Source organism: Pseudomonas guariconensis, assembly GCF_040822035.1.
In the GTDB taxonomy this organism is placed as follows: Bacteria; Pseudomonadota; Gammaproteobacteria; order Pseudomonadales; family Pseudomonadaceae; genus Aquipseudomonas; species Aquipseudomonas guariconensis.
In genome coordinates, this window is record NZ_CP162012.1 from 915811 (window position 1) to 937408 (window position 21598).

A 21598-nucleotide genomic window follows, 5' to 3' on the forward strand; every position below is an offset into this window, starting at 1 on the left:
CTTCTTCGCGGGTTTACCCGCGGATGGGCCTGCGATGGCTTACCAGCCGAACAGCTCACAGGCATTGCGGCTGCTGATCTGAGCCAGGCGCTCGGCGTCTATGCCCATCACCTCGGCCAGTGCGTGGGCGATTTCCGGGAGATGTTCCGGGCTGTTGCGTTCTCCGGGGAACATCACCGGTGCCATGTCCGGGGCGTCGGTCTCAAGCACCACGCTTTCCAGCGGCAACCGGGGCAAGGTCTTGCGCAGGCGCAGGGCTTGAGGCCAGGTGGCCGCGCCGCCCAGGCCCAGCCTGAAGCCGAGCTTGATGTATTCGCGCGCTTCTTCATAGCTGCCGGCGAAGGCGTGGATGATACCGGCGCGCGCAGGCTTATAGCGCTTGAGGGTGGCGATCACCTGGGCATGGCTGCGGCGTACGTGCAGCAGGGCGGGCAGGTCGAAGTCGCAGGCCAGTTGCAACTGCGCCTCGAACAACGCTTGCTGGCGTTCCTTGTCCAGTTCCGGCAGGTAATAGTCCAGGCCGAACTCACCCACCGCACACAGACGCGGGTCGCCGCGCAGACGTTCGAGCCAGGCGCGCAGTTGTGCCAGGTGCTCGGGGCGGTGCTGGTCGAGGTACACCGGATGCAGGCCCAAGGCCGCGAACAGCCGCTGTTCGCCACAGACCAGATCCCACACCCGTTGCCAATTGGCCTGATACACCCCCAGCACCACCATGCGCTCCACGCCTCGAGCCGCCGCGTTGGTCAGCAGGCGGTCGCGGTCGGCGTCGAAGTCGGGGAAGTCCAGATGGGTATGGGTGTCGATCAGGCGCATGGTCAGCCTGCGTTGATGCGTTGCTTGAAGGTCCGGGCTATCGCATGCACGCCGGGTTCGTAGCGCTTGTCCTCGATCGCGGCCAGGGCCAGTTCCAAGGCGGTGGCCGCGATCAGGCCGTGCTGCTGGGCCATGGCATTGACCGGCAAGGGCAGGAAGTCCAGCAACTGGTTGTCGCCGAAAGTACCCAGTTGCAGCTGGCGCGAGTCGGCCGGGCGCGTCTGCAGGGTATCGAACACGCCCTGGAGCAACACGTAGGAGGTGGTCACCAAGGCGTCGGGCAGGCCGCCGAAGTCCTCGATCAGTTGCTGCATCAGGCGCTGGCCACACTCGCGGCTGAAGGCTTCGCCCTGGTAGCGGCGCACCTGGCCGGTGAACGGTTGCAGGGCTTCGTCGAAACCGCCAGCACGGGCCTGGCTGACCGACAGCTCCGGGCGTGCGCCGATCAGGGCGATGGTGTCTGGGCGGGTATCCAGAAGGCTTTGGGACAGCTGGCGGCTGGCGTCGCGGTCGTCGCTGATCACTGAGCAGAAGTATTCCGGTGCCATCCGCCGGTCGATGGCGATGACCGGTAGGCCTTTGTCCTGCAGCTCACGATAGCTTTCGTCATCAGGCGGCAGGCAACTGGCGACGAACAGCGCATCGCAACGACGGGCGCGGAACAGCTGCTGCAACTGGCGTTCGCTGTCGGGCTGGTCATCGCTGCTGGCGATCAGCAACTGGTAGCCGCGGGCGCGGGCACCCTGTTCGAGTTGCTTGGCAATGCGGGCGTAGCTGGGGTTCTCCAGATCCGGGAGAATGAAGCCCAGGGTGCGGGTGTGCCGGCTGCGCAGGCCGGCGGCCTGGGGGTTGGGCGTGAAGCCGTGGGCCTCGACCACCGCACGCACGCGCTCGACGGTGCTGTTGCTGATGCGCTGTTGTTCGGCCTTGCCATTGATGACGTAGCTGGCGGTGGTCACGGACACACCGGCCAGACGGGCGATATCGCTGAGTTTCACCGAATTTTCCTTGTTATTACCGGGGCTGCCTGCGAGGCCGGACCGGGTAGTTTCACCTGGCGCCGGGGCCTTGGGCAGGCGACCATTGTCGCAATTGTCCGACAGGATGGGGCTTTTTCGTCGGAAGATTATCGAGTAACGTGGCCACCTGGTCAGGTTAAACGATTCAGCAGGCAAATTTTCTGCCCCGTGTACCGTCTGCGCAAGACCGTTGAACAGACCCGATTCGTGGAATTCACAACAATACCTCAGGTCCCCGCCCCGGGGGCTGCAAAAGGAGAAGGTCATGCTGGAGCTCGCTCAGGAGCAGATCGCTATGGACCAGGTGGCTGCCGACAAGGCCGAGGCGCTGCGCCTTCTGGCCGATCGGCTGGTCGCCGATGGCCTGGTCGCCGAAGGTTACCTGCAAGGGCTCCTGGACCGCGAGGCGCAAGGCTCGACATTCCTTGGCCAGGGTATCGCCATCCCCCACGGCACGCCGCAGACCCGCGACCAAGTCTTCGCCACCGGCGTGCGCCTGTTGCAGTTTCCCGAGGGGGTGGACTGGGGGGACGGTCAGATCGTCTACCTGGCCATCGGCATTGCCGCCCGGTCCGACGAGCACCTGCGCCTGCTGCAATTGCTGACCCGTGCCCTGGGCGAGACCGACCTGGCCGAGGCCCTGCGCCGTGCCTCCAGCGCTGAGGCGTTGCTCAAGCTGTTGCAAGGCGCACCCCAGGCCCTGGCGCTGGACGCGCAACTGGTGGGGCTGGGCCTGGCCGCCGAAGACTTCGACGAGCTGGCCTGGCGTGGCGCGCGGCTGCTGCAACGTGCCGGCTGCGTCGATGCCGGGTTTGCCAACGTGCTGCAACAGGCCGAGCCGCTGCCCCTGGGTGAGGGATTGTGGTGGCTGCACAGCGAGCGCCTTGTGCGTCAGCCAGGCCTGGCCTTCGTCACGCCGCAGCAACCGCTGCGCTACCGTGGCCAGCCGCTCAACGGCCTGTTCTGTCTGGCGAGCCTGGGTGTCGCTCATCAAGCTTTGCTCGAGCGCCTGTGTGAAGTGCTGATCGAAGGCCGTGGGCAAATGCTCTACCAAGCGCCCAACAGCCGCGCCGTGCTGCAGGTGCTCGGTGGAGAGGCCCCGGCCGATTGGCCGAGCGTTTGCGTGGTGCTGGCCAATCCCCACGGTTTGCATGCGCGCCCAGCCAAGGTGCTGGCCCAGCTGGCCAAAGGTTTCGAGGGCGAGTTGCGTGTCCGCCTGCAGGACAGCGTCGAGCCGGCAGTGTCGCTCAAGAGCCTGAGCAAGCTGCTCAGCCTTGGGGCCCGGCGCGGCCAGACGCTGGAGCTCATCGCCGAACCCAGTATTGCCAACGATGCCCTGCCGGTCTTGCTGGCGGCCATCGAGCAAGGCCTGGGCGAGGTGGTGGAAGCGCTGCCTGAAACGGCCTCGCCAAGTGTCCAAGAGCCTGTGCAGACGCTCCAGGCGCCGGCGGCCGGAAGCGTCGTGCAGGGTGTCGGCGCTGCGCCGGGCATCGCCAGTGGCCCGGCTTTTGTGCAGGTAGAGCGCCAGATCGACTACCCGCTACGCGGCGAGTCGCCTGCCCAAGAGCGGCATAAGCTGCGCGATGCGCTGGCGGTGGTGAATGCCGAGCTGCAGGCCCTGGTGGAGCGTAGTGACCCCACGATCGGCGAGATATTCGTCACCCACCAGGAAATGCTCGCCGACCCGGGCCTGAGCGATGAAGTCGAGCAGCGCCTGGCCCAAGGCGAGAGCGCGGCGGCTGCCTGGATGGCGGTGATCGACGGCGCGGCGCGTCAGCAGGAGGCGTTGCACGACACCCTGCTGGCCGAGCGTGCTGCGGATCTGCGTGATATCGGCCGGCGAGTGCTGGCGCAACTGTGCGGTGTCCAGGACATCGTCGAACCTGAGCAGCCCTACGTGCTGGTGATGGCCGAGGTGGGCCCGTCGGATGTGGCCCGCCTGGACCCGGCCCGGGTCGCCGGTATTGTCACTGCCCAAGGCGGTGCCACGGCCCACAGCGCAATCGTTGCCCGCGCGCTGGGCATTCCGGCGGTGGTGGGGGCTGGTGCCGCCATTCTGTTGCTGGAGCCCGGCACGCCATTGTTGCTCGATGGCCAGCGTGGCCGGGTCAGCGTGGCGCCGGCGGCCGATGACCTGCAGCGGGCCCTGGCCGAGCGCGACCTGCGCGAGCAACGCCTGCAGGCCGCCTGGGCCAAGCGTCACGAGCCGGCGGTGACCCGCGATGGCCATGCGGTCGAAGTGTTCGCCAACATCGGCGAGAGCACGGGGATCGACAAGGTGGTGGAGCAGGGCGCCGAAGGCGTCGGCCTGCTGCGCACCGAACTGATCTTCATGGCCCACCCCCAGGCACCTGATATCGCCACCCAGGAGGTTGAATACCGCCGCGTGCTCGATGGCCTGGGCGGGCGGCCCCTGGTGGTGCGCACGCTGGATGTGGGGGGCGACAAACCGCTGCCGTACTGGCCGATCGACGCCGAGGAGAATCCCTTCCTGGGGGTTCGCGGCGTGCGCCTGACCCTGCAGCGTCCCCAGATAATGGAAGCCCAGCTGCGCGCCTTGCTGCAGGCAGCCGATGACCGCCCCCTGCGCATCATGTTCCCGATGGTCGGACAGGTGCATGAATGGCGTGAGGCCAAGGCCATGGTCGATCGCCTGCGTGCGCAAATCCCGGTGGCTGACCTGCAAGTGGGCATCATGGTCGAGGTGCCGTCAGCGGCGCTGCTGGCACCGCAACTGGCGCGCGAAGTGGATTTCTTCAGTATCGGCACCAACGACCTGACCCAGTACACCCTGGCCATCGACCGTGGCCACCCGAGCCTTTCGGCCCAGGCCGACGGCCTGCACCCGGCGGTGCTGCAACTGATCGACGTGACCGTACGCGCCGCCCACGCCCAAGGCAAATGGGTGGGTGTGTGCGGCGAGCTGGCGGCGGACCCGCAGGCGGTCGCGGTGCTGCTGGGCCTGGATGTGGACGAGCTGAGCGTCGCGGCCCGCAGCATTGCCGAAGTCAAGGCGCTGGTCCGCCAGGCCGATCACCAGACGGCACGCGCCCTGGCGCGCGAGGCCTTGCAACAAGACAGCGCCGCGGCGGTCCGGGCGCTGGTGGAGCGTTATTGAAATGGCCAAGATCCTCACCCTTACCCTGAACCCGGCGCTCGACATCACCGTCAGCCTGGACACCCTGCGCCCCGGCCATGTCAATCGCAGCCACAGCCAGCACAGCCATGCCGCGGGCAAGGGGCTGAACGTTGCCCAGGTCCTGGCCGACCTGGGCCACAGCGTGACTGTGGGCGGCTTTCTGGGGCGCGACAATATCGAGCCGTTCGAGGCGCTGATCGCCTGGCGCGGCTTTGCCGACTGCTTTGTCCGGGTGCCGGGCGAGACCCGTAGCAACATCAAGCTGGTCGAGGCCGATGGCCGGGTCACCGATATCAACGGTCAAGGGCCGGAAGTTGACGAGGCGGCCCGTGTTGCCCTGCTTCGTCGCTTGGAACAGGTGGCGGCGGGGCACGATGCTGTGGTGGTGGCCGGCAGTCTGCCCCGAGGTGTCGATGCGCAGTGGTTCCATCAGCTACTGCTGCAACTGAAGCAGCAGGGTTTGAAGATTGCCCTGGACACCAGCGGCGAAGCCTTGCGTGTCGGCCTGCAGGTCGGGCCCTGGCTGGTCAAGCCCAACACCGAGGAACTGGGCGAGGCGCTCGGCGCCAAGGTGGACACTGCGCAAGCCCAGCGCCTGGCTGCCGAGCGGCTGCTGGCCAGCGGCGTCGAGCACGTGGTGGTGTCCCAAGGCGAGCAGGGCCTGAGCTGGTTTGCCCAAGATCGGCCACCCCTGCATGGGCGACCGCCGAAGGTGCAGGTGGCAAGCACTGTCGGCGCCGGTGATTCGTTGGTCGCGGGCATGGTCCATGGCCTGCTGCTGGATGAGCCGCGCGAGCACACGCTACGCCGGGCCACGGCCATCGCCGCTCAGGCGGTCACTCAGGTCGGCTTTGGGATTCGCGATCGCGAACAGCTGGCGCGCCTGGAAAACGCTGTGCAACTGACAGAACAACAAGAGGGTTGCCGATGAACATCGCCATCATCACCGCCTGCCCCAACGGCCAGGTGTCCAGCGTTCTGAGCGCGCGCTTGCTGGCGGCTGCCGCCCGGCAACGCGGCTGGAACCCCTTGGTCGAGGTGCAGGATGTCGAACGTGCCGAGGGGCGCTTGAGTCCGGCGCAGATCGCCGAGGCCGACTGGGTACTGGTGGTCAGCATTGGCCCTGTGGATCTGGAGCGCTTCGTCGGCAAGCGGGTCTATCGCAGCACACCGGCCCAGGCCCTGGCCGATCGGGAGCGTTTCCTGGATGAGGCGGCGGCCCAGGCCCAAGTGCTGGAGGCGCAGACGCCTGCGGTGCCCACGGCGAACGGTACGCTGCCGAGGGTCGTTGCTGTCACTGCCTGCCCCACCGGTGTGGCCCACACCTTCATGGCCGCCGAAGCGTTGCAACAGGCAGCCAAGGACTTGGGCTATCAATTGACGGTGGAAACCCAAGGCTCGGTAGGGGCGCGCAATCCGCTCTCAGCCGAGGCCATCGCCGACGCCGATGTGGTATTGCTGGCCGCCGACATCGAAGTGCCCACGGCGCGCTTTGCCGGCAAACGCATCTACCGCTGCGGTACTGGCATCGCGTTGAAGCAGGCGCGCACCATCCTCGACAAGGCCCTGGCCGAAGGCAAGGTCGAGGTAGGGGTGGAGGCTGCCGCAGAGACCGTGAAGAAAAGCGAGAAGAGCGGCGTCTACAAACACCTGCTTACCGGCGTGTCGTTCATGCTGCCGATGGTGGTGGCCGGTGGCCTGTTGATCGCCTTGTCGTTCGTCTTCGGCATCGAGGCCTACAAGGAGCCTGGCACCTTGCCAGCGGCCTTGATGCAGATCGGCGGCGAGGCGGCATTCAAGCTGATGGTGCCGCTGCTGGCCGGCTATATCGCCTGGTCCATCGCCGACCGCCCCGGGCTGGCGCCGGGCATGATCGGTGGTCTGCTTGCCAGCACATTGGGGGCGGGCTTCATCGGCGGCATCATCGCAGGCTTCCTGGCCGGCTACAGCGCCAAGGCCATCAGCCGCTGGGCGCGTCTGCCGAGCAGCCTCGAGGCGCTCAAGCCGATCCTGATCATTCCGCTATTGGCCAGTCTGTTCACCGGTTTGGTGATGATCTACGTGGTCGGCCAGCCAGTAGCGGCGATGCTCGAAGGCCTGACGCGCTTTCTCGACAGCATGGGCACCTCCAACGCCATTCTGCTTGGGCTGTTGCTGGGCGGCATGATGTGCGTGGATCTGGGCGGTCCGATCAACAAGGCGGCCTACGCCTTCTCGGTGGGGCTGCTGGCCTCGTCCAGCTATGCACCGATGGCGGCGACCATGGCCGCCGGGATGGTGCCGCCGATCGGCCTGGGCATCGCCAGCTTCCTGGCCCGGCGCAAGTTCGCCCAGAGCGAGCGCGAGGCGGGCAAGGCGGCATTGGCCCTGGGGCTGTGCTTCATCTCCGAGGGCGCGATTCCGTTTGCCGCCAAGGACCCGCTGCGGGTGATCCCGGCCAGTGTCGCGGGCGGCGCGCTGACCGGGGCGCTGTCGATGTACTTTGGCTGCAAGCTGATGGCGCCCCATGGCGGGCTGTTCGTGCTGCTGATCCCCAACGCGATCAACCATGCGTTGCTTTACCTGCTGGCGATCCTGGCGGGCAGCCTGCTGACGGCGGTGGTGTATGCACTGATCAAGAAGGGCGAGCGTGTGGAATTGGCGGTGGCGCCGGCAAAGGGCTGAAGAAAGCGAGCCTGAGGTCGTAGCGCAGCCCCAGGCGATTCAGCGGCGGTGTTTCTGGCGCAACGGCGTCAGCAGTTCACCCAGCCCGTTGTGGTCGATCTCATGCATCAAAGCCAGCAGTCCACCCAACTCGCCAGGCGGGAAGCCCTTGCGGGCGAACCATGCCAGATAGTCGCCGGGCAGGTCGGCGATCAGGCGACCTTGGTACTTGCCAAAGGGCATGGTGCGGGTGACCAGCAGCTGCAGGGTTTCAGGTTTCATCGCCAGCCCTTACCGAACAAAGCGCCGACCATACTGCAAACTGCACGAACACCCAAGCGGCGATCATGCAGAACGCCGCCCAAGGTGTTGCTCCACGGTTTCGTAACTCATTGAATTAACGAAGAATTATCCTTTTGGTCGATTTGGCACGATGCCTGCTCCATTCCAAGTGACTATCACCTGCCAAGGAGTTCGCGCCATGAGTCATCCAAACAACGACGTGATCGATGTGCTCAACGACCTGATCGAGTACAGCAAGGACGGCGAAAAGGGGTTCAAAGAGTCGGCCGAAGACGTCAAGAATACCGAGTTGAAGGCATTCTTCGTGCAACGCGCCGGTGAATGCGCCAGCGCTGCCGCCGAGCTGCAGAGCGAGGTGCGTCGTCTGGGCGGCGACCCGGAAACCTCTACAAGCCTCAGTGGCGACCTGCATCGGGGCTGGGTCAACTTGAAGTCCATGCTGACCGGCAAGAGCGAGGAAGCGGTGCTCAACGAGGTCGAGCGCGGCGAGGACTTCGCGCTCAAGGCCTACAAGGACGCCCGCGAGAAACTGGTCAAGCTCGGCCGCAGCGCCAGCGACCAGACCTACGCGTTGGTAGAGAAGCAGCTGCAAGGTGTGCAGCGTAACCATGACCAGGTCAAAGCGCTGCGCGACGCCGCGCGCGCTCGGTCCTAAAGCTCCGGGCCCTCGACACGGTTGCGGCCGTTGGCCTTGGCCCTGTAGAGCGCCTCGTCCGCGCTGCCCAGCAGGCCCGTCAGGTCCTGCTGGGTGCCAGGGACGTGCACGCCGATACCAATGCTGACGGTCACCGGTCGTTCGTCGCCTGCGAAAGTCGGTAGCGCCTCGACCTGGGCGCGGATGCGCTCGGCGAGCAGGCGCGCACCGGCCAAATCCGTCTCCGGCAGCACCACCTGAAATTCCTCCCCACCATACCGCGCCGCCAGATCCGCCGGGCGGCGAATACAGTGTTCGAGCGTATGGGCGACTTCACGCAGCGCATGATCGCCCCCGGCATGGCCGTGGCGCTGGTTGAACGCTTTGAAGTGATCCACATCCACCATGAGAATGGCCAGCGGCTGACGATTGCGCTGGGCCCGCGCCCATTCCTGTCGCAGCACCTGATCGAGATGCCGGCGATTGGCCAAGCCTGTGAGGCTGTCGGTGGCCGCCAGAGTCGCCAGGCATTGTTCGGCTTCGTGACGACGGCGCAATTCGCGGCCTAGCAGTAAGGTCAGCCAAAGAATGCCGATGCACAGCATGCCGGTCGCTACGCTGACCAGGATCGCAGTGCGTCGCCAGGACTGAAACACCTCTTCGGCCGAGTCCACCACCAGAACGATCAACGGCAGGTCAGCGACCCGGGCGAACGTATAGATATGCGGCGTGCCGGCCGACCCGGAGCGCGCGGTGAAACTGCCGCTGCGTTCGCTGAGGATGCGCTGGAAATTGGGCCGTTCGCGGTAATTGCTGCCGATCATCGGGTCTTGCGCCCGGGAGGGCTGGCGGGCCAGTAACTGCCCTTCGGTGTTAAGCAGGTTGATGCTGCTGTCGTTGCCGATGTCCAGGCGTTCGAACAGCTCGCTGAAATAGGACAGGCGCAGGGCACCGGAGGCGATGCCGGCGAATTCGCCATCAGGGCCGGAAATGCGCCGGCTGAAACTGATGCACCAATCCAGATCCCCCAGACGCGCTTTGAACGGCGGGCTGATGAACAACCCAAGGCCCGGGCGGTCGCGATGGGCCTTGAAGGCAACGCTGTCGCTCAGATCTCCTTGCCTTGGCGGCATGCTGAGCGAGTCACCGAGCACCTTGCCCTGGGCATCGACCCAGAGGATATCGCCCCGTACGGGGGCGGCGAAGGTCTGGTTGAAGAGGATTTGTTGGCGCAGCTCAGGCGAGGTATCCAGCAGTTCAGGGTGCTTCACCGCCCAGATCAGGCCGTGCAGGGTCTGGTCGTAGAGTTCGACGTTGCGCAGGATATCGCTTTCGATGAGCTGGACGATGTTACTGGAGGAACGTTTGGCCGATTGTTCGACACTGTCGCGTTCGCGGCTCAGCAGGTAGCTGACGATCGCCACGATGGCGAGCACGGCAAGGCAACTGCCCAGGTTGAGGATCAGTTCGGGGTGCGACCTGTACAGGGTAAAGCGCGATGATCGGGTGGGCATGTTCGCTACTGCACAGGCGGGGCCATTATGCGGCGGCGGTATTCTAGGGAAGCCAGGATTGTCGGACAAGATTCGTTCGACGGAAAAACGAGGCCGGCCGCTGTACGGCCTATCGCAGGCCTGGCCCGCTCCCACAGAGGCTACGGTGTCCTCTGCAGGTGCGGGCTTGCGCGGCGAACGAGGGCCAAGCCCTCGCAGGTCTTTAGGTCAGAAGATGTTCAACGGATAGTCGACGATCACCCGGACTTCATCGTTGTCGCTGTTGCCATCGATGGCGGCATAGCCCTGGCTGCCGCGATGGCTGGCGTAGCGCAACAGCACCGACAGGTCCTTGAGGCTGCCTTCCTGAAAGACGTACTTCACGTCCAGGTCGCGTTCCCAGTGCATGGCGTTCTTGCCTTCGGGATTGTAGTAGGCGTAGTGGGTGGTGTCCTGGTCGGCCTTGGTCAGGTCCGCTTCACCGCGCGAGTACGACAGCGAGGTGCTCAGGCCGGGCATGCCGAGGCCGGTGAAGTCATAGTCGTACTGCAGTTTCCAGGACCGCTCGTTGGGCGCGTTGAAGTCCGAATACATGCGCGAGTTGTCCAGGTACACGCTGTCGCCCAGGTTGATGTAGTCGAACGGCGTGTTGCCGTTCACGCGCTGGTAGGCGGCCGTGATGCTGTGGTAGCCGGCATTGACTGTGAAATGCAGGCTGTAGGTGTTGTTGTCGATGTTGCCCAGCAGTGCCTGGCCGGTGTCCTGGGTGTGATAGAAATGCAGGCCCGGGTTGAGGCTGACCAAGTCGTTGACCACATAGGTGTAGTCGAAGTCGACGTAGTACTGGTTCCAGATGTCCTTCAGTTCGGCGGCATAGAGATTGGTGGTGACGTTCTCGGTACCGCTCCAGGACAGCCCGGCCCAGGTCAGGTGGTCACTTTTGCTTCCATCATCCAGGCTGCCGTAGTAGGTATCGATGCGGCGATGCCCGCTCTGGTTGTACGGCTTGGTGAAGCTGGCCTGGCCACCTTCGAGCAGCAGGCCGTCGATGCTGGTGTTGGTCAGGCTCACGCCGCGGAAGGTCTGCGGCAGCATGCGCGACTCGCCACCGGCGATCACCGGGTTGGTGAGGAACAGGTCACCGGCCTTGAGCTCGGTGTCGAAGGCCTTGAACTTGACCGCCGCGCCTGCAGTGGAGAACGAATGCGGGGCTGCCCCCGGTTCGCCATCGTCTTGTACGTGTTTGGGCAGGATACTGGTGCCGGAGTGGCCGCCACCGCCGTCGAGCTTCAGGCCCAGCATGGCATGGGCATCGACACCGACGCCGATCACGCCGGGGGTATAGCCGGACTCGAAACGCGCAACGAAGCCTTGGCCCCATTCACGCAGGTCGCGCTCTGCGGGGTTGAGGTTGTTGCGATTGAAGTAGGCATTGCGAAAATGCAGGTTCAGGGAAGAACCTTCGATGAATCCATCAGCCTTGTCTTCATCGGCCTGGACAGCGAACGGCATCGTTGCAGTCAATGCAACGAACAGCGGGGTAAAACGAAACGCGGAAGGCACCGGTACGAGCTCCTTTGATCTGGCGGTGGGGTCGTTGTTGTTTTGGGGAATGCAAGTTTCTTGTTATGTACGCAACAGCCTGGCTGATAGTTTTGGCACATAAAAAAAGCCGCTGATCGGCAGCGGCTTTGAAAGGCTAACATATTGGCGCACGGGGCGCCCGTGTGAGAGCCAAGGGAAAAAACAGGAGCGGAAAACAGTCGATCAGCTATCGGCACTGTCGTCGGCGACGGCCTTGGAAGCGGTCTGCTGTACGTCTTTAGCAGCATCTGCCTTCTGCGCGGCATAGGCTTCGCGAGCCTGTTGATGGACAACTGCAAGTTCTGCGTTACGGGCAGCGAAGGCCGGCGATTCTTCAGCCATGGCCAGAGGCGACAACAACAGGGAAGACAGAATGAAAACGCTGGCAACACCCATACTGTTGGACATTTAAAACAACCTTCTTGCGATGCAAGTGTTAACGAGGACAGGCATAAGTTAGTCCCTTCAACCATGTAGAAACAGGCTGAAGTTGGATAAGCACTGTTACGCAAAAAGTAATGATTGGCGGCGAAAACGCTAGGATCCAACGCGCAAACCAGCGTCCTTGAGCGTCCGGCAGGCAAAATGCCGAAGGTGTTGCCGCCCTGCGCGCTGCAAACGAAAAAGCGCCCCCTGCTGTCCATCAAGGCTGACAGCCCCATCGGTTTCAGTTGGTTGGTGGCCAATTGCCAATATGCTGCTCTGGATCAATGTTTTGTCAGTCATTGGCCCTAGAGTCGAACGCCCTGCCGATTTTCCCCACAACAACAACGAGTGCCTCCGATGAAGTGCAATTTGCCTGTTACCGGTCGCCAAGTGGATTACCCCGGCGATGCCAACATCCTGTCCACCACCGATCTGGACAGCCGGATCACCTATGCCAACGACGATTTCGTGCGAATCAGTGGGTTCACTCGCGATGAATTGTTGGGCCATGCGCACCATATCGTGCGCCACCCGGACATGCCGCCCGAGGCGTTCGAACAGATGTGGGGGGCGCTCAAGGCTGGGCGCTCCTGGATGGGGTTGGTGAAGAATCGCTGCAAGAACGGCGACCATTACTGGGTCAGTGCGTTCGTTTCGCCGATCAGCAGCGGTGGCAGAACCATCGAGTACCAGTCGGTGCGCACCCGGCCCAGCGCCGAGCAGGTGGCGGCGGCCGAGCGCTGCTATCGACAACTGCGCGAAGGGCGGCGTAACTGGCGCGCGCGCCTGCCGGTGCTCGGCCTGGGACTGCGGCTGTCGTTGGGCGTCGCAGCGGCGCTAGCGCTGGTGGTCGGCGTCGGACATGGCTGGCAGGGTGTGCCGGTGTGGCGTTCGCTGGCGGAAATAATGCTTGCAGCCGGGGCCAGCAGTGCGCTGTTGATCTGGCAGCTGCGTCCCTTCGAGCGCTTGCGCCAGCAGGCCTTGGCGATTGCCGACAACCCGCTGAGCCAGCAGTTGTACACCGGGCGGCGCGATGCCATTGGCCAGATCGAATTCGCCATGCGCATGCTCAAGGCCCAGCTGGGTGCGGTGGTGGGGCGCATTGGCGATACCTCGGCACGCCTGGCCGGGCATTCCGGGTCGTTGGTGCAGGCGCTTGAGGTCAGCCATGCCAACAGCCTGGAGCAGCAGGAAGAGGCGGACCAGGTGGCCACCGCCATTCACCAGATGAGCGCCAGTGTCGCCCAGGTGGCCAGCAGTGCGCAGTTGGCGGCCGTGGCCGCCAACCAAGCCGAAGATGAAACCCAGGCCGGCCATCAAGTGGTGGACCGCAATCGCTGCGCGATCCAGGACCTGGCCGGGTCGCTGGTCGAAGCCAGTGATGCAGTCCATCAATTGGAGCAGCACAGCAGTGATATTTCCGGAGTGCTTGACGTGATCCGGGGGATCGCCGAGCAGACCAACCTGCTGGCGCTCAACGCAGCCATCGAGGCTGCCCGGGCGGGCGATCAGGGCCGAGGTTTCGCCGTGGTGGCCGACGAGGTGCGCGGCCTGGCCCAGCGCACCACGCAATCGACCCACGAGATCCAGCGCATGATCGGCACGCTGCAGGACGGGGCTCGTGCCGCGGTGCAGGTGATGCGCCAGAGCAGCAGCCACGCCGGGCACAGCGTCGAGCAAGCGCAACTGGCCAGCGGTGCGCTCGATGGCATCAGCGCACGGGTCAACCAGATCAATGAGATGAGTCTGCAGATTGCCGCTGCGGTGGAGCAGCAGAGCCAGGTGAGCGAAAACATCAACCGCAACATCATCAGCATCCGCCAGGCCAGCGAAGCGACGGTCGATGTCGGCCAGCGCAGCCATGCCAATGCGACCGACGTGGCGGACCTCGCCATGGACCTGCGGCGTCTGGCTGATGAGTTCTGGCGCCGTTGCCAGTGAATCAGAAACCGATGAAGGCGTAGTAGAGCGGCGGTTCGGCGGTGGTCGATAGACCGAGTGCGGCCAACTCGTGCATCAGAGGCGGGGCTTCGATGTGCAAGGTCCAGGGCGCCTGGTTGTCGGCCGGCAGCTGTTCCAAGGCCGCGGCGAAAGCGTCCATGGCGGGCAGGTAGGCCGTGAAGCCGTTGCCCTTGAGAGCGCTGGTGGTCATGCCCAAGGCTTGGCAGAGGGCCACCTTGGCGGCGATGTCGTCACGGTCGGCCTGGCGCGAGGCTTCGATCAGGGCGCGCAGGTGCGGGTCCACCAGTGACTGGCCGTGGATCAGTTCAGGGCCTTGGCTCCAGGCGTCGGGCGGACAGTCCTTGTTTTCCGGACGCAGGGGCAGGTGCGGGTTGATTTCGGCCGGGTAGATGCGGCAAACCAACGGGCGGGTCTCATAGATAGTGCACAGGTCGTTGTCGTCCAGGTTGCGGCAACGGCCCGGGTTGAAGGCGGCGAACGTCACCGACACGTGCAGCCGGGCCGTGCCGCAGACAACCGGGTAGGCCCGGCGCAGGACATGGTCGCGTTGTTCTGCCGGCATGCCGGGGCCGTCGCAGACGAACCCTTCGATCAGCACCACCACCTGGCCGCCGTTGGCCGCCCATTGGCGGGTTTCGTCCAGGGTCAGCGGCACATGATGGCCGGTGCAGCACTTGCCGCAACCGGTGCAGGCGAAACGAATGCTGTCGCTCACGGCGCGCCTGGGCTCCATTCGCTGACGAAGGCCTGGTGACGCTGGCGGTCATACAGGCACAGCTCGGTGCCGGTGCGCTGCTGCATGTGCTTTTGCGGGTAGATGCCCTCGATCAGCAGGACGCTGTAGCCCACCTGGTCGTCGAACTCCGCGGGTTTGCCGCGGGCATGGGCATCCTTGAGCTGGCTGGCGGCCAGGCAGCCCTTGAGCATCTGTTGGCGTTGTTCATTCCAGGCTTGACTGCTGGAAGCCTGGGCCATGCCGCTGGCGAGGACACAGGCGATCAGAAGGGTGCTGAGAAACTTCATACAAGGTACCGGCAACAAAACAACCGAAGGGCGCGAATTATGCCCGAGTCGTCCCGGGCAGCAAGCCAGGGAAATTGTCGCTGACTATATCAGTGCTCGGCAAAGACCACGGCCCGCGCGGCCACCACCAGACAATCGGTCAGCTCGGGCGAAGAGAACTTGGTGAGAATCGCGTTGGCGCCGGCCAGCTTGGCTTTTTCGCCGCTCATGGTGCTGTCCAGCGAGGTGTGCAGCAGTACGTAGAGATGCTGGAAGTCCGGGCTTTCCCGCAGGGTGCGGGTGAAGGCGTAGCCGTCCATCTCTGACATCTCGATGTCCGAGACGATGATGTTGATTTCCCGCTCGGTGCCTTGCAGTTCCAGCAACACGTTGATCGCATCCTTGGCGCTGCGTGCGGTGTGGCATTCGATGCCCAGGTTGCGCAGGGTATGGATCGACTGCTGCAAAGCCACTTGGCTGTCATCCACCACCAGAATGTTGGCGGCCGCCAGCAGGCTGGCGTCTTCCTCGCTGAGTTCGCCTGGGTGCGGTTCTGGCTCGGGCGGTGCGATGGCGTGGATGACCTTTTCGATGTCCAGCACCTGCACCAAGGTGTTGTCGACCCGAGTCACGCCGGTGATGAACGAGCGGTTGCCCGAGCCGTAGGGGGGCGGCTTGATGTCGGTGCTCAGGCAGTGAACGATGCGGCTCACCGCCTGCACATGCAGGCCCTGGCGCGAACGGCTGATCTCGGTGACGATCAGGCAGCCACCGGACGGGTCGGCCAACGGCTGCTCGCCGATGGCGCGGGAGAGATCGATCACCGACAGCGGGTTGCCGCGCAGCGTCGCCACGCCTTTGACGTGCGGATGCGATTCCGGCAGGCGGGTCAGCGGCGGGCAAGGGATGATCTCGCTGACTTTGAGCAGGTTGATCGCCATCAGCTTGCCGCTGCGCAAGGTGAACAGCAGCAGGGACAACGAGTCCGCACGGGCGTTTTGCGTGGCCATGGGCAACCTTCGAGTCTGTCGGTAATAAAAGGAGGATGCCGGGTTATCGGCCTGTTGGGGCCAGGCTTTAGGTCACGGTGCGGTCAATCGCAGGCGTTGCCTGGGCAGGTATCGCCTGCGTTGACCCTTTCGCGGGTAAATCTGGGCGCCGAAGGTCGTTTCGCGGTGGCGGGACTGGGCGCAAGGGTCAGCGCAACCCCAGGCGCTTGGCCAGGCGGCTGAGATTGGCGCGATCGAGCCCCAGCTCGCGCGCTGCTGCCGCCCAGTTGTCCTGGTGGCGCTCAAGGCAAGCGCCGATCACCTGCCGTTGATATGCGTCCACCGCTTCGCGCAAGCCACCGTCGGGCAGGTTGAGCAGTGGCTGAACCGGGGCAGGAGTGGGGGCGTGTTGGGGCGCAAGGGCGGTGTGCAGGTCCAGGTCGCTGGCTTCCAGGGTCAGAATGCGAGGACGCTCGGGATGCTGGCCGAGGGCTTTGAGTGCCGAGCGGCCAATCAGATGCTCAAGTTCGCGCACGTTGCCAGGCCAGTCGTAGGCCAGCAAGGCGGCCTGGGCGTCGGCACTCAGTCGCAGGCTGTTCAGGCCCAGGCGGGAGCGGTTCTGCTCGAGGAAGTATCCGGCAATCAGCAACACATCCCGGCCGCGCTCCCGCAGCGGCGGGACCTGCAGCGGATAGACGCTCAGGCGGTGGTAGAAGTCGGCGCGGTAGTGGCCGTTGCGCACTTCCATGGCCAGGTCGCGGTTGGTGGCAGCGATCAGGCGCACATCGACCTGGTGCTCGCGATCTGAGCCCAGGCGCTGCAACTGCCCGCTTTGCAGGACCCGCAGCAGCTTGGCCTGTACTGTCAGGGGCAGTTCGCCCACCTCGTCGAGAAACAGCGTGCCGCCATTGGCCAGCTCGAATTTGCCGCGCCGCTCGCCATGGGCGCCGGTGAAAGCCCCGCGCACGTGGCCGAACAGTTCGCTCTCCACCAACGTGTCGGGCAGGGCGGCGCAGTTGAGGCTGATCAGCGGTTTGTGGGCGCGGTTGCTGGCCTGGTGCAGGGCCTGGGCCACGAGCTCCTTGCCGACACCGGTCTCGCCGGTGATCAGCACAGTCAGGTCGCTGCCGCCGACCAGGCGGATTTCTTCCAGCAAGCGTTTGTGTGCCTTGCTCTGACCGATCAGCTCTTTGGCTTGCCCGCTGGCCTGGCGATAGACCTCGGCGCGTTGGTGTTCATCCTCGGCGCGTAGGGCCAGGTCCTCGATGCGCTCGGCCACGGTGACAGTGGCCGCGGCGAGGCTGGCGAAGGCTTGCAGGGACTCGAGTTCCAGGCTTTGGAAACGCCCGGGCGTGAGGGCATCGAGGGTGACCAGGCCCCAGGGTTGTTCATCGACCATCAAGGGGCAGCCCATGCAGTCGTGCACGTGCAGGTCGGCATGCGGCGCGTTGACCAGGCCGTCGTACGGGTCGGGCAGTTCGCTGTCGCTGGCGAAGCGGGTCGGGCCGGGACGGCTGAGCAGGATCTGGAAGCGCGGGTGTTCACTGACCCTGAAGCGTCGACCCAGCGTATCGGGCGACAGGCCATCGACCGCCAGCGGCACTAGCCATTCGCCATCCAGGCGCAACAGGGCGGCTGCATCGCATGGCAGCAGGTTGCGCATGGCTTGCAGCAGGCGGCGATAGCGCTCCTGGTCCGGAAGATCACGGGATAGATCGCTGACCAGAGGGAGCAGGGTGGTGAGCAGAGGGCGTGTAGTCATATGGACTCCTGTTGGTCGTTATGACTATACGCGCATTGGTGTCGTTTTGACTCGCATTGCTTGAAAACCCCGTAAACACTGGGCTCAGAAGTTGGCACGGTTGATGAAATACCGAGGGCAGACCAGTTCAAGCCCTAGGCTCAGGAGTCGTACCAAATGCTCAATGCCGAACAACGCGCAATCATCAAAGCCACTGTCCCGCTGCTCGAAAGCGGTGGCGAGGCCCTGACGACGCATTTCTACAAGATGATGCTCAGCGAGTACCCCGAAGTGCGCCCGCTGTTCAACCAGGCCCACCAGGCCAGCGGCGATCAGCCGCGCGCACTGGCCAACGGTGTGCTGATGTATGCCCGCCACATCGACCAGTTGGAGCAACTCGGTGGTCTGGTCGGGCAGATCATCAACAAGCATGTCGCCTTGCAGATCCTGCCCGAGCATTATCCGATCGTCGGCAGCTGCCTGCTGCGCGCTATCGAGGAAGTCCTTGGCAAGGACATCGCCACCGCTGAGGTGATCGCTGCCTGGGGCGCGGCCTACGGGCAATTGGCCGATATCCTGATCGGCGCCGAGGAAAGCCTCTATAAACAGAAAGAAGAAGCGGCCGGTGGCTGGCGCGGTACCCGTGAGTTTCGTCTGGTGCGTCGGGAGCAGGAGAGCAGCGAGATCGTCTCTTTCTATTTCGCACCGGTGGATGGCAAGCCGGTCCTGAAAGCCGAGCCTGGCCAGTACATCGGCCTGCAGCTGTTCATCGACGGTGTCGAGCAGCGCCGCAACTATTCACTGTCGGCCCTGTGCGATGGCGAGCAGTACCGCATCAGCGTCAAGCGTGAAGTCGGTGGCAAGGTGTCCAATTACCTGCATCAGCAACTGCAGGTCGGCCAGACCCTGCAATTGTTCCCGCCGTCCGGAGATTTCACCTTGACGCACAGCGACAAGCCGCTGGTGCTCATCAGCGGAGGCGTAGGCATTACGCCGACCCTGGCGATGCTCCAGGCCGCCTTGCAGACGCAACGCCCGGTGCATTTCATCCATTGTGCGCGCAACGGGGCGGTGCACGCCTTCCGTGACTGGATCGATGGCCTGGCGGCGCGTCATCCACAGCTCAAACGCTTCTATTGCTATGCCGAGCAGGACGGCAAGGGCGAGGCCGACGCGGTCGGGGTGCTGAGTCAGGAGCAACTGGGCCAGTGGCTGCCGGCCGAGCGTGATGTGGATGCCTACTTCCTGGGCCCGAAAGGCTTCATGGCGGCGGTCAAGCGCCACCTCAAGGACCTGGGTGTGCCCGAGCAGCAAAGCCGTTACGAATTCTTCGGGCCGGCGGCGGCGCTGGAGTGATGCCTCGATAATCTGGTCAGTCCGCTTCGGGGGGCAATCCACGAAGCGGACGACGCAGGATTTCCATTCCAATCGCTGGCAAGCCAGCTCTCGTATGCGGTGCTCCCGGACGTGGGTAATCGAGACGAAGCGAACGCGACATCGTTCGTGCGGGGGCTGGCTTGCCAGCGATTGGACCTGTAGGTCGCTTCTTATATAAGGAGATGAAATAAGCGAGGCCAATTTCATCTTTAATCTTCCTTTAATCACTGTATCCTTCACTCCCGGGTGTCGAGGGGCGTTCGCCTGTCCGGCATCCGGGTTGCCGCTTTTTGGCGGCTGACGTTGAACCGACGTCACCCCGGCTGGTCTGAAGACGTCATCGGATAGCCCCGCGCAGTGCTATCACGCCGCTTCCTCGACGCACGTGTAGACTGTCGCCCAGGCAGGCCATTGCCCCGACAGGCCTGGCGCTGCCTCTATCCATCGAAGGAATCGGTAATGAACGAACAAACATCGCGCCTGAATCGCGAACGGCGCTTCCTGGTTCTGCTGGGTGTGATCTGCCTGTCGTTGATCGGCGGGGCGCTCTACATGCAGGTAGTGCTCGGCGAGGCCCCATGCCCGCTGTGTATCCTGCAACGTTATGCGCTGCTGTTGATCGCGGTGTTCGCTTTCCTTGCCGCCGCCATGCCGGGAAAACGCAGCCTGACGTTCTTCGAGGCGTTGGTGGTGCTCAGCGCGATCGGCGGAATCGTTGCGGCCGGCAACCATGTGTATATACTCGCGCACCCGATGGTCAGCTGCGGTATCGACACGCTGCAGCCGATCGTCGATGACCTGCCGCTGGCGCAGGTCTGGCCACTGGCGTTCCAGGTCGATGGATTCTGCAGCACGCCATACCCGCCGATCCTTGGATTGTCCCTGGCTCAGTGGGCGCTTCTGGCGTTCGTCCTCACTGCCGTCCTGGTGCCGCTGGGTATCTATCGGAACCGACGCAAGGCTTAGACAAAAGTCCCGCTTCCGACCTCTTCTGTTGCACGGCGAGAAACCAAAAGAAACTTGCCTCCCGCTTGACCCAGATCAACCACGAAGCCTTGTGCAATGCGGGCTTCAGGGCTATCAAGCGGGGTGCGACAAACTGTCGCGAAGTTGATTTTCCCTTCTGTATTGTTACCGAAATGGTAAAAGACTGTTGCGCAATAAGTCATAGTCAAGGGTGGGCGACCTATCTACAATCGCCCCCAATTTCCGTTCGGCACTGCTTGCAAGTCGCAGGATTGAAGGAAGCCGAGGCTCCTTTTTGCTGACTTCGTCAAGTTTCGCCCAACGGCGATACCGGGCGGACCCCCCTCCGCGTTTTCCCGCACCAAATGGACTTGGTCTGAAGTACAGGCCTGTTGCCTACGAAACCATAAGCACCGCTAACCCGCTTGACGCCAAGGTCCTGCAGTCGGACCTCCGGCAGGAGCGAGTACGGGCGCGAAATGCCTCACTTGGCAGGACGAAGTGTTGGCTACCAAAACACAAATTGCATTGAAGCAAGCTGATCTAGAGGTCGTGAGATGAGTAAAAAGCGTTACCCCAGACTGTTTGGCATATTGCCCTTTTTAGGCATGCTTTTACTCAGTGGGTGCAACTGGACCCTGCTCGACCCGAAGGGCCAGGTCGGCATTGAGCAAAAGAACCTGATCCTGATCGCCACTGGCCTGATGCTGCTGGTCGTCGTACCGGTCATCATCATGACCATCGCGTTCGCCTGGAAGTACCGTGCTTCCAACAAGGCTGCCACCTACACGCCCGACTGGTCGCACTCGACCAAGATCGAAGCGGCTGTCTGGATCATCCCGATCCTGATCATCATTGCCCTGGGCTACGTCACCTACCACTCCACCCACAAGCTGGACCCGTACCGTCCACTGGATTCCGAAGTGAAGCCGGTGCAGATCGACGTGGTCGCGCTGGACTGGAAGTGGCTGTTCATCTACCCGGAGCAGGGCATCGCCACCGTCAACAAGATCGTCTTCCCGGCTAACACCCCGGTCAACTTCCGCGTGACCTCCGACGCCGTGATGAACTCCTTCTTCATCCCGGGCCTGGGCGGCCAGATCTACGCCATGGCCGGCATGACCACCAAACTGCACCTGATCGCCAACGAGAACGGCGAATTCGACGGTATCAGCGCCAACTACAGCGGTGCTGGCTTCACCGGCATGAAATTCAAGGCTACTGCCACCTCCCAGGAAGACTTCGACAAGTGGGTCGCCGAGGTCAAGCAGTCGCCGAAGAAGCTGGACAAGGCTGAATACGACGCCTTGGCCAAACCAAGCGAAAACAACCCAGTCGCGCTGTATAGCGAGGCTTCGCCTGACCAGTTCCAGCTGATCGTCGACAAGTACGAAGGCATGAACCGCGGTCGTCCGAGCCACGAAGAAGCAGGCAGCAAAGATCTGGCCACTACCAAGGGTGTGGAATCGAGTATGCAACCAGCTGCCGGTGCAGAGGAGTAAGA

Annotated in this window: 18 protein-coding genes; 8 read left to right on the plus strand and 10 right to left on the minus strand. The window is 63.7% G+C overall.

Annotated features, from left to right (window positions below; all coding sequences use genetic code 11):
* Positions 1 to 39: 39 nt before the first annotated feature.
* Together AB1N67_RS04125 and cra are read right to left on the minus strand one after the other, a co-directional pair.
* The gene (locus AB1N67_RS04125) at positions 40 to 816 is read right to left on the minus strand and encodes a TatD family hydrolase (protein ID WP_043207999.1); all 777 of its coding nucleotides are present in this window, start codon (positions 814 to 816) and stop codon (positions 40 to 42) included.
* Between the two features lie 2 nt (positions 817 to 818).
* Complete coding sequence (gene cra, locus AB1N67_RS04130; RefSeq protein WP_367863554.1) at positions 819 to 1814, minus strand: catabolite repressor/activator; 996 nt, start codon at positions 1812 to 1814, stop codon at positions 819 to 821.
* Positions 1815 to 2100: 286 nt separating this feature from the next.
* On the opposite strand from cra, the gene ptsP reads away from it, so the two are divergent.
* The 3 genes from ptsP to AB1N67_RS04145 are packed head-to-tail and all read left to right on the plus strand — an operon-like array spanning position 2101 to position 7638.
* Positions 2101 to 4953, plus strand: coding sequence for a phosphoenolpyruvate--protein phosphotransferase (gene ptsP / locus AB1N67_RS04135; protein ID WP_367863555.1), 2853 nt, complete (start codon positions 2101 to 2103; stop codon positions 4951 to 4953).
* Position 4954: 1 nt separating this feature from the next.
* Complete coding sequence (pfkB, locus tag AB1N67_RS04140; RefSeq protein WP_043208005.1) at positions 4955 to 5905, plus strand: 1-phosphofructokinase; 951 nt, start codon at positions 4955 to 4957, stop codon at positions 5903 to 5905.
* Complete coding sequence (locus AB1N67_RS04145; protein WP_367863556.1) at positions 5902 to 7638, plus strand: PTS fructose-like transporter subunit IIB; 1737 nt, start codon at positions 5902 to 5904, stop codon at positions 7636 to 7638. Before pfkB ends, AB1N67_RS04145 begins: the two co-directional genes overlap by 4 nt.
* 39 nt (positions 7639 to 7677) lie before the next feature.
* Here AB1N67_RS04145 and AB1N67_RS04150 read toward each other — a convergent pair whose 3' ends face one another.
* The gene (locus tag AB1N67_RS04150; RefSeq protein WP_070577002.1) at positions 7678 to 7899 is read right to left on the minus strand and encodes a DUF3820 family protein; all 222 of its coding nucleotides are present in this window, start codon (positions 7897 to 7899) and stop codon (positions 7678 to 7680) included.
* Between the two features lie 199 nt (positions 7900 to 8098).
* Between AB1N67_RS04150 and AB1N67_RS04155 the strand changes: the two genes are divergently transcribed.
* A complete protein-coding gene (locus AB1N67_RS04155) occupies positions 8099 to 8575 on the plus strand; it encodes a PA2169 family four-helix-bundle protein (protein WP_043208011.1) in 477 nt (158 codons plus the stop codon).
* Here the strand turns inward: AB1N67_RS04155 and AB1N67_RS04160 are convergent.
* From AB1N67_RS04160 to AB1N67_RS04170, 3 genes are all read right to left on the minus strand, one after another.
* Entirely contained in the window at positions 8572 to 10068 is a 1497-nt protein-coding gene (locus tag AB1N67_RS04160; protein ID WP_043208013.1) for a diguanylate cyclase, read from the minus strand. The two genes, AB1N67_RS04155 and AB1N67_RS04160, sit on opposite strands and share 4 nt — an antisense overlap.
* Positions 10069 to 10275: 207 nt before the next feature.
* On the minus strand, positions 10276 to 11610 hold the full coding sequence (locus tag AB1N67_RS04165) for an OprD family porin (RefSeq protein ID WP_090345248.1): 1335 nt from the start codon (positions 11608 to 11610) through the stop codon (positions 10276 to 10278).
* Between the two features lie 204 nt (positions 11611 to 11814).
* On the minus strand, positions 11815 to 12039 hold the full coding sequence (locus tag AB1N67_RS04170; protein ID WP_043208017.1) for a hypothetical protein: 225 nt from the start codon (positions 12037 to 12039) through the stop codon (positions 11815 to 11817).
* A 375-nt stretch (positions 12040 to 12414) separates the two neighbouring features.
* On the opposite strand from AB1N67_RS04170, the gene AB1N67_RS04175 reads away from it, so the two are divergent.
* Positions 12415 to 13998, plus strand: a complete 1584-nt coding sequence (locus AB1N67_RS04175; RefSeq protein WP_043208018.1) for a PAS domain-containing methyl-accepting chemotaxis protein — start codon at positions 12415 to 12417, stop codon at positions 13996 to 13998.
* Between the two features lies 1 nt (position 13999).
* Here the strand turns inward: AB1N67_RS04175 and AB1N67_RS04180 are convergent, their stop codons facing one another.
* From AB1N67_RS04180 to norR, 4 genes are all read right to left on the minus strand, one after another.
* On the minus strand, positions 14000 to 14734 hold the full coding sequence (locus AB1N67_RS04180; protein ID WP_043208019.1) for a YkgJ family cysteine cluster protein: 735 nt from the start codon (positions 14732 to 14734) through the stop codon (positions 14000 to 14002).
* Positions 14731 to 15042, minus strand: a complete 312-nt coding sequence (locus AB1N67_RS04185; protein ID WP_043208021.1) for a hypothetical protein — start codon at positions 15040 to 15042, stop codon at positions 14731 to 14733. The genes AB1N67_RS04180 and AB1N67_RS04185 overlap by 4 nt, the downstream gene beginning before the upstream one ends.
* Positions 15043 to 15131: 89 nt before the next feature.
* A complete protein-coding gene (locus AB1N67_RS04190; RefSeq protein WP_043208024.1) occupies positions 15132 to 16031 on the minus strand; it encodes a chemotaxis protein in 900 nt (299 codons plus the stop codon).
* A 187-nt stretch (positions 16032 to 16218) separates the two neighbouring features.
* Complete coding sequence (gene norR / locus AB1N67_RS04195; protein WP_043208026.1) at positions 16219 to 17772, minus strand: nitric oxide reductase transcriptional regulator NorR; 1554 nt, start codon at positions 17770 to 17772, stop codon at positions 16219 to 16221.
* A gap of 156 nt (positions 17773 to 17928) precedes the next feature.
* Here norR and hmpA point away from each other — a divergent pair, with 156 nt between their 5' ends.
* The 3 genes from hmpA to cyoA all read left to right on the plus strand — a co-directional run bounded on the left by hmpA (position 17929) and on the right by cyoA (position 21596).
* The gene (gene hmpA / locus AB1N67_RS04200) at positions 17929 to 19107 is read left to right on the plus strand and encodes an NO-inducible flavohemoprotein (protein WP_043208028.1); all 1179 of its coding nucleotides are present in this window, start codon (positions 17929 to 17931) and stop codon (positions 19105 to 19107) included.
* 480 nt (positions 19108 to 19587) lie between these two features.
* On the plus strand, positions 19588 to 20094 hold the full coding sequence (locus AB1N67_RS04205; RefSeq protein ID WP_043208029.1) for a disulfide bond formation protein B: 507 nt from the start codon (positions 19588 to 19590) through the stop codon (positions 20092 to 20094).
* A gap of 557 nt (positions 20095 to 20651) precedes the next feature.
* Entirely contained in the window at positions 20652 to 21596 is a 945-nt protein-coding gene (gene cyoA / locus AB1N67_RS04210; RefSeq protein ID WP_043208031.1) for a ubiquinol oxidase subunit II, read from the plus strand.
* Positions 21597 to 21598: the final 2 nt, after the last annotated feature.

What these genes read in the sequence shown, in the direction of transcription:
- AB1N67_RS04175 (WP_043208018.1), top strand. Translation starts at nt 12,415, where the DNA reads ATGAAGTGCAATTTGCCTGTTACCGGTCGCCAAGTGGATTACCCCGGC.
- AB1N67_RS04190 (WP_043208024.1), bottom strand. Translation starts at nt 16,031, where the DNA reads ATGGCCACGCAAAACGCCCGTGCGGACTCGTTGTCCCTGCTGCTGTTC.
- AB1N67_RS04160 (WP_043208013.1), bottom strand. Translation starts at nt 10,068, where the DNA reads ATGCCCACCCGATCATCGCGCTTTACCCTGTACAGGTCGCACCCCGAA.
- hmpA (WP_043208028.1), top strand. Translation starts at nt 17,929, where the DNA reads ATGCTCAATGCCGAACAACGCGCAATCATCAAAGCCACTGTCCCGCTG.
- AB1N67_RS04150 (WP_070577002.1), bottom strand. Translation starts at nt 7,899, where the DNA reads ATGAAACCTGAAACCCTGCAGCTGCTGGTCACCCGCACCATGCCCTTT.
- AB1N67_RS04185 (WP_043208021.1), bottom strand. Translation starts at nt 15,042, where the DNA reads ATGAAGTTTCTCAGCACCCTTCTGATCGCCTGTGTCCTCGCCAGCGGC.
- AB1N67_RS04205 (WP_043208029.1), top strand. Translation starts at nt 19,588, where the DNA reads ATGAACGAACAAACATCGCGCCTGAATCGCGAACGGCGCTTCCTGGTT.
- AB1N67_RS04125 (WP_043207999.1), bottom strand. Translation starts at nt 816, where the DNA reads ATGCGCCTGATCGACACCCATACCCATCTGGACTTCCCCGACTTCGAC.
- pfkB (WP_043208005.1), top strand. Translation starts at nt 4,955, where the DNA reads ATGGCCAAGATCCTCACCCTTACCCTGAACCCGGCGCTCGACATCACC.
- AB1N67_RS04145 (WP_367863556.1), top strand. Translation starts at nt 5,902, where the DNA reads ATGAACATCGCCATCATCACCGCCTGCCCCAACGGCCAGGTGTCCAGC.
- norR (WP_043208026.1), bottom strand. Translation starts at nt 17,772, where the DNA reads ATGACTACACGCCCTCTGCTCACCACCCTGCTCCCTCTGGTCAGCGAT.
- AB1N67_RS04170 (WP_043208017.1), bottom strand. Translation starts at nt 12,039, where the DNA reads ATGTCCAACAGTATGGGTGTTGCCAGCGTTTTCATTCTGTCTTCCCTG.
- cyoA (WP_043208031.1), top strand. Translation starts at nt 20,652, where the DNA reads ATGAGTAAAAAGCGTTACCCCAGACTGTTTGGCATATTGCCCTTTTTA.
- ptsP (WP_367863555.1), top strand. Translation starts at nt 2,101, where the DNA reads ATGCTGGAGCTCGCTCAGGAGCAGATCGCTATGGACCAGGTGGCTGCC.
- AB1N67_RS04155 (WP_043208011.1), top strand. Translation starts at nt 8,099, where the DNA reads ATGAGTCATCCAAACAACGACGTGATCGATGTGCTCAACGACCTGATC.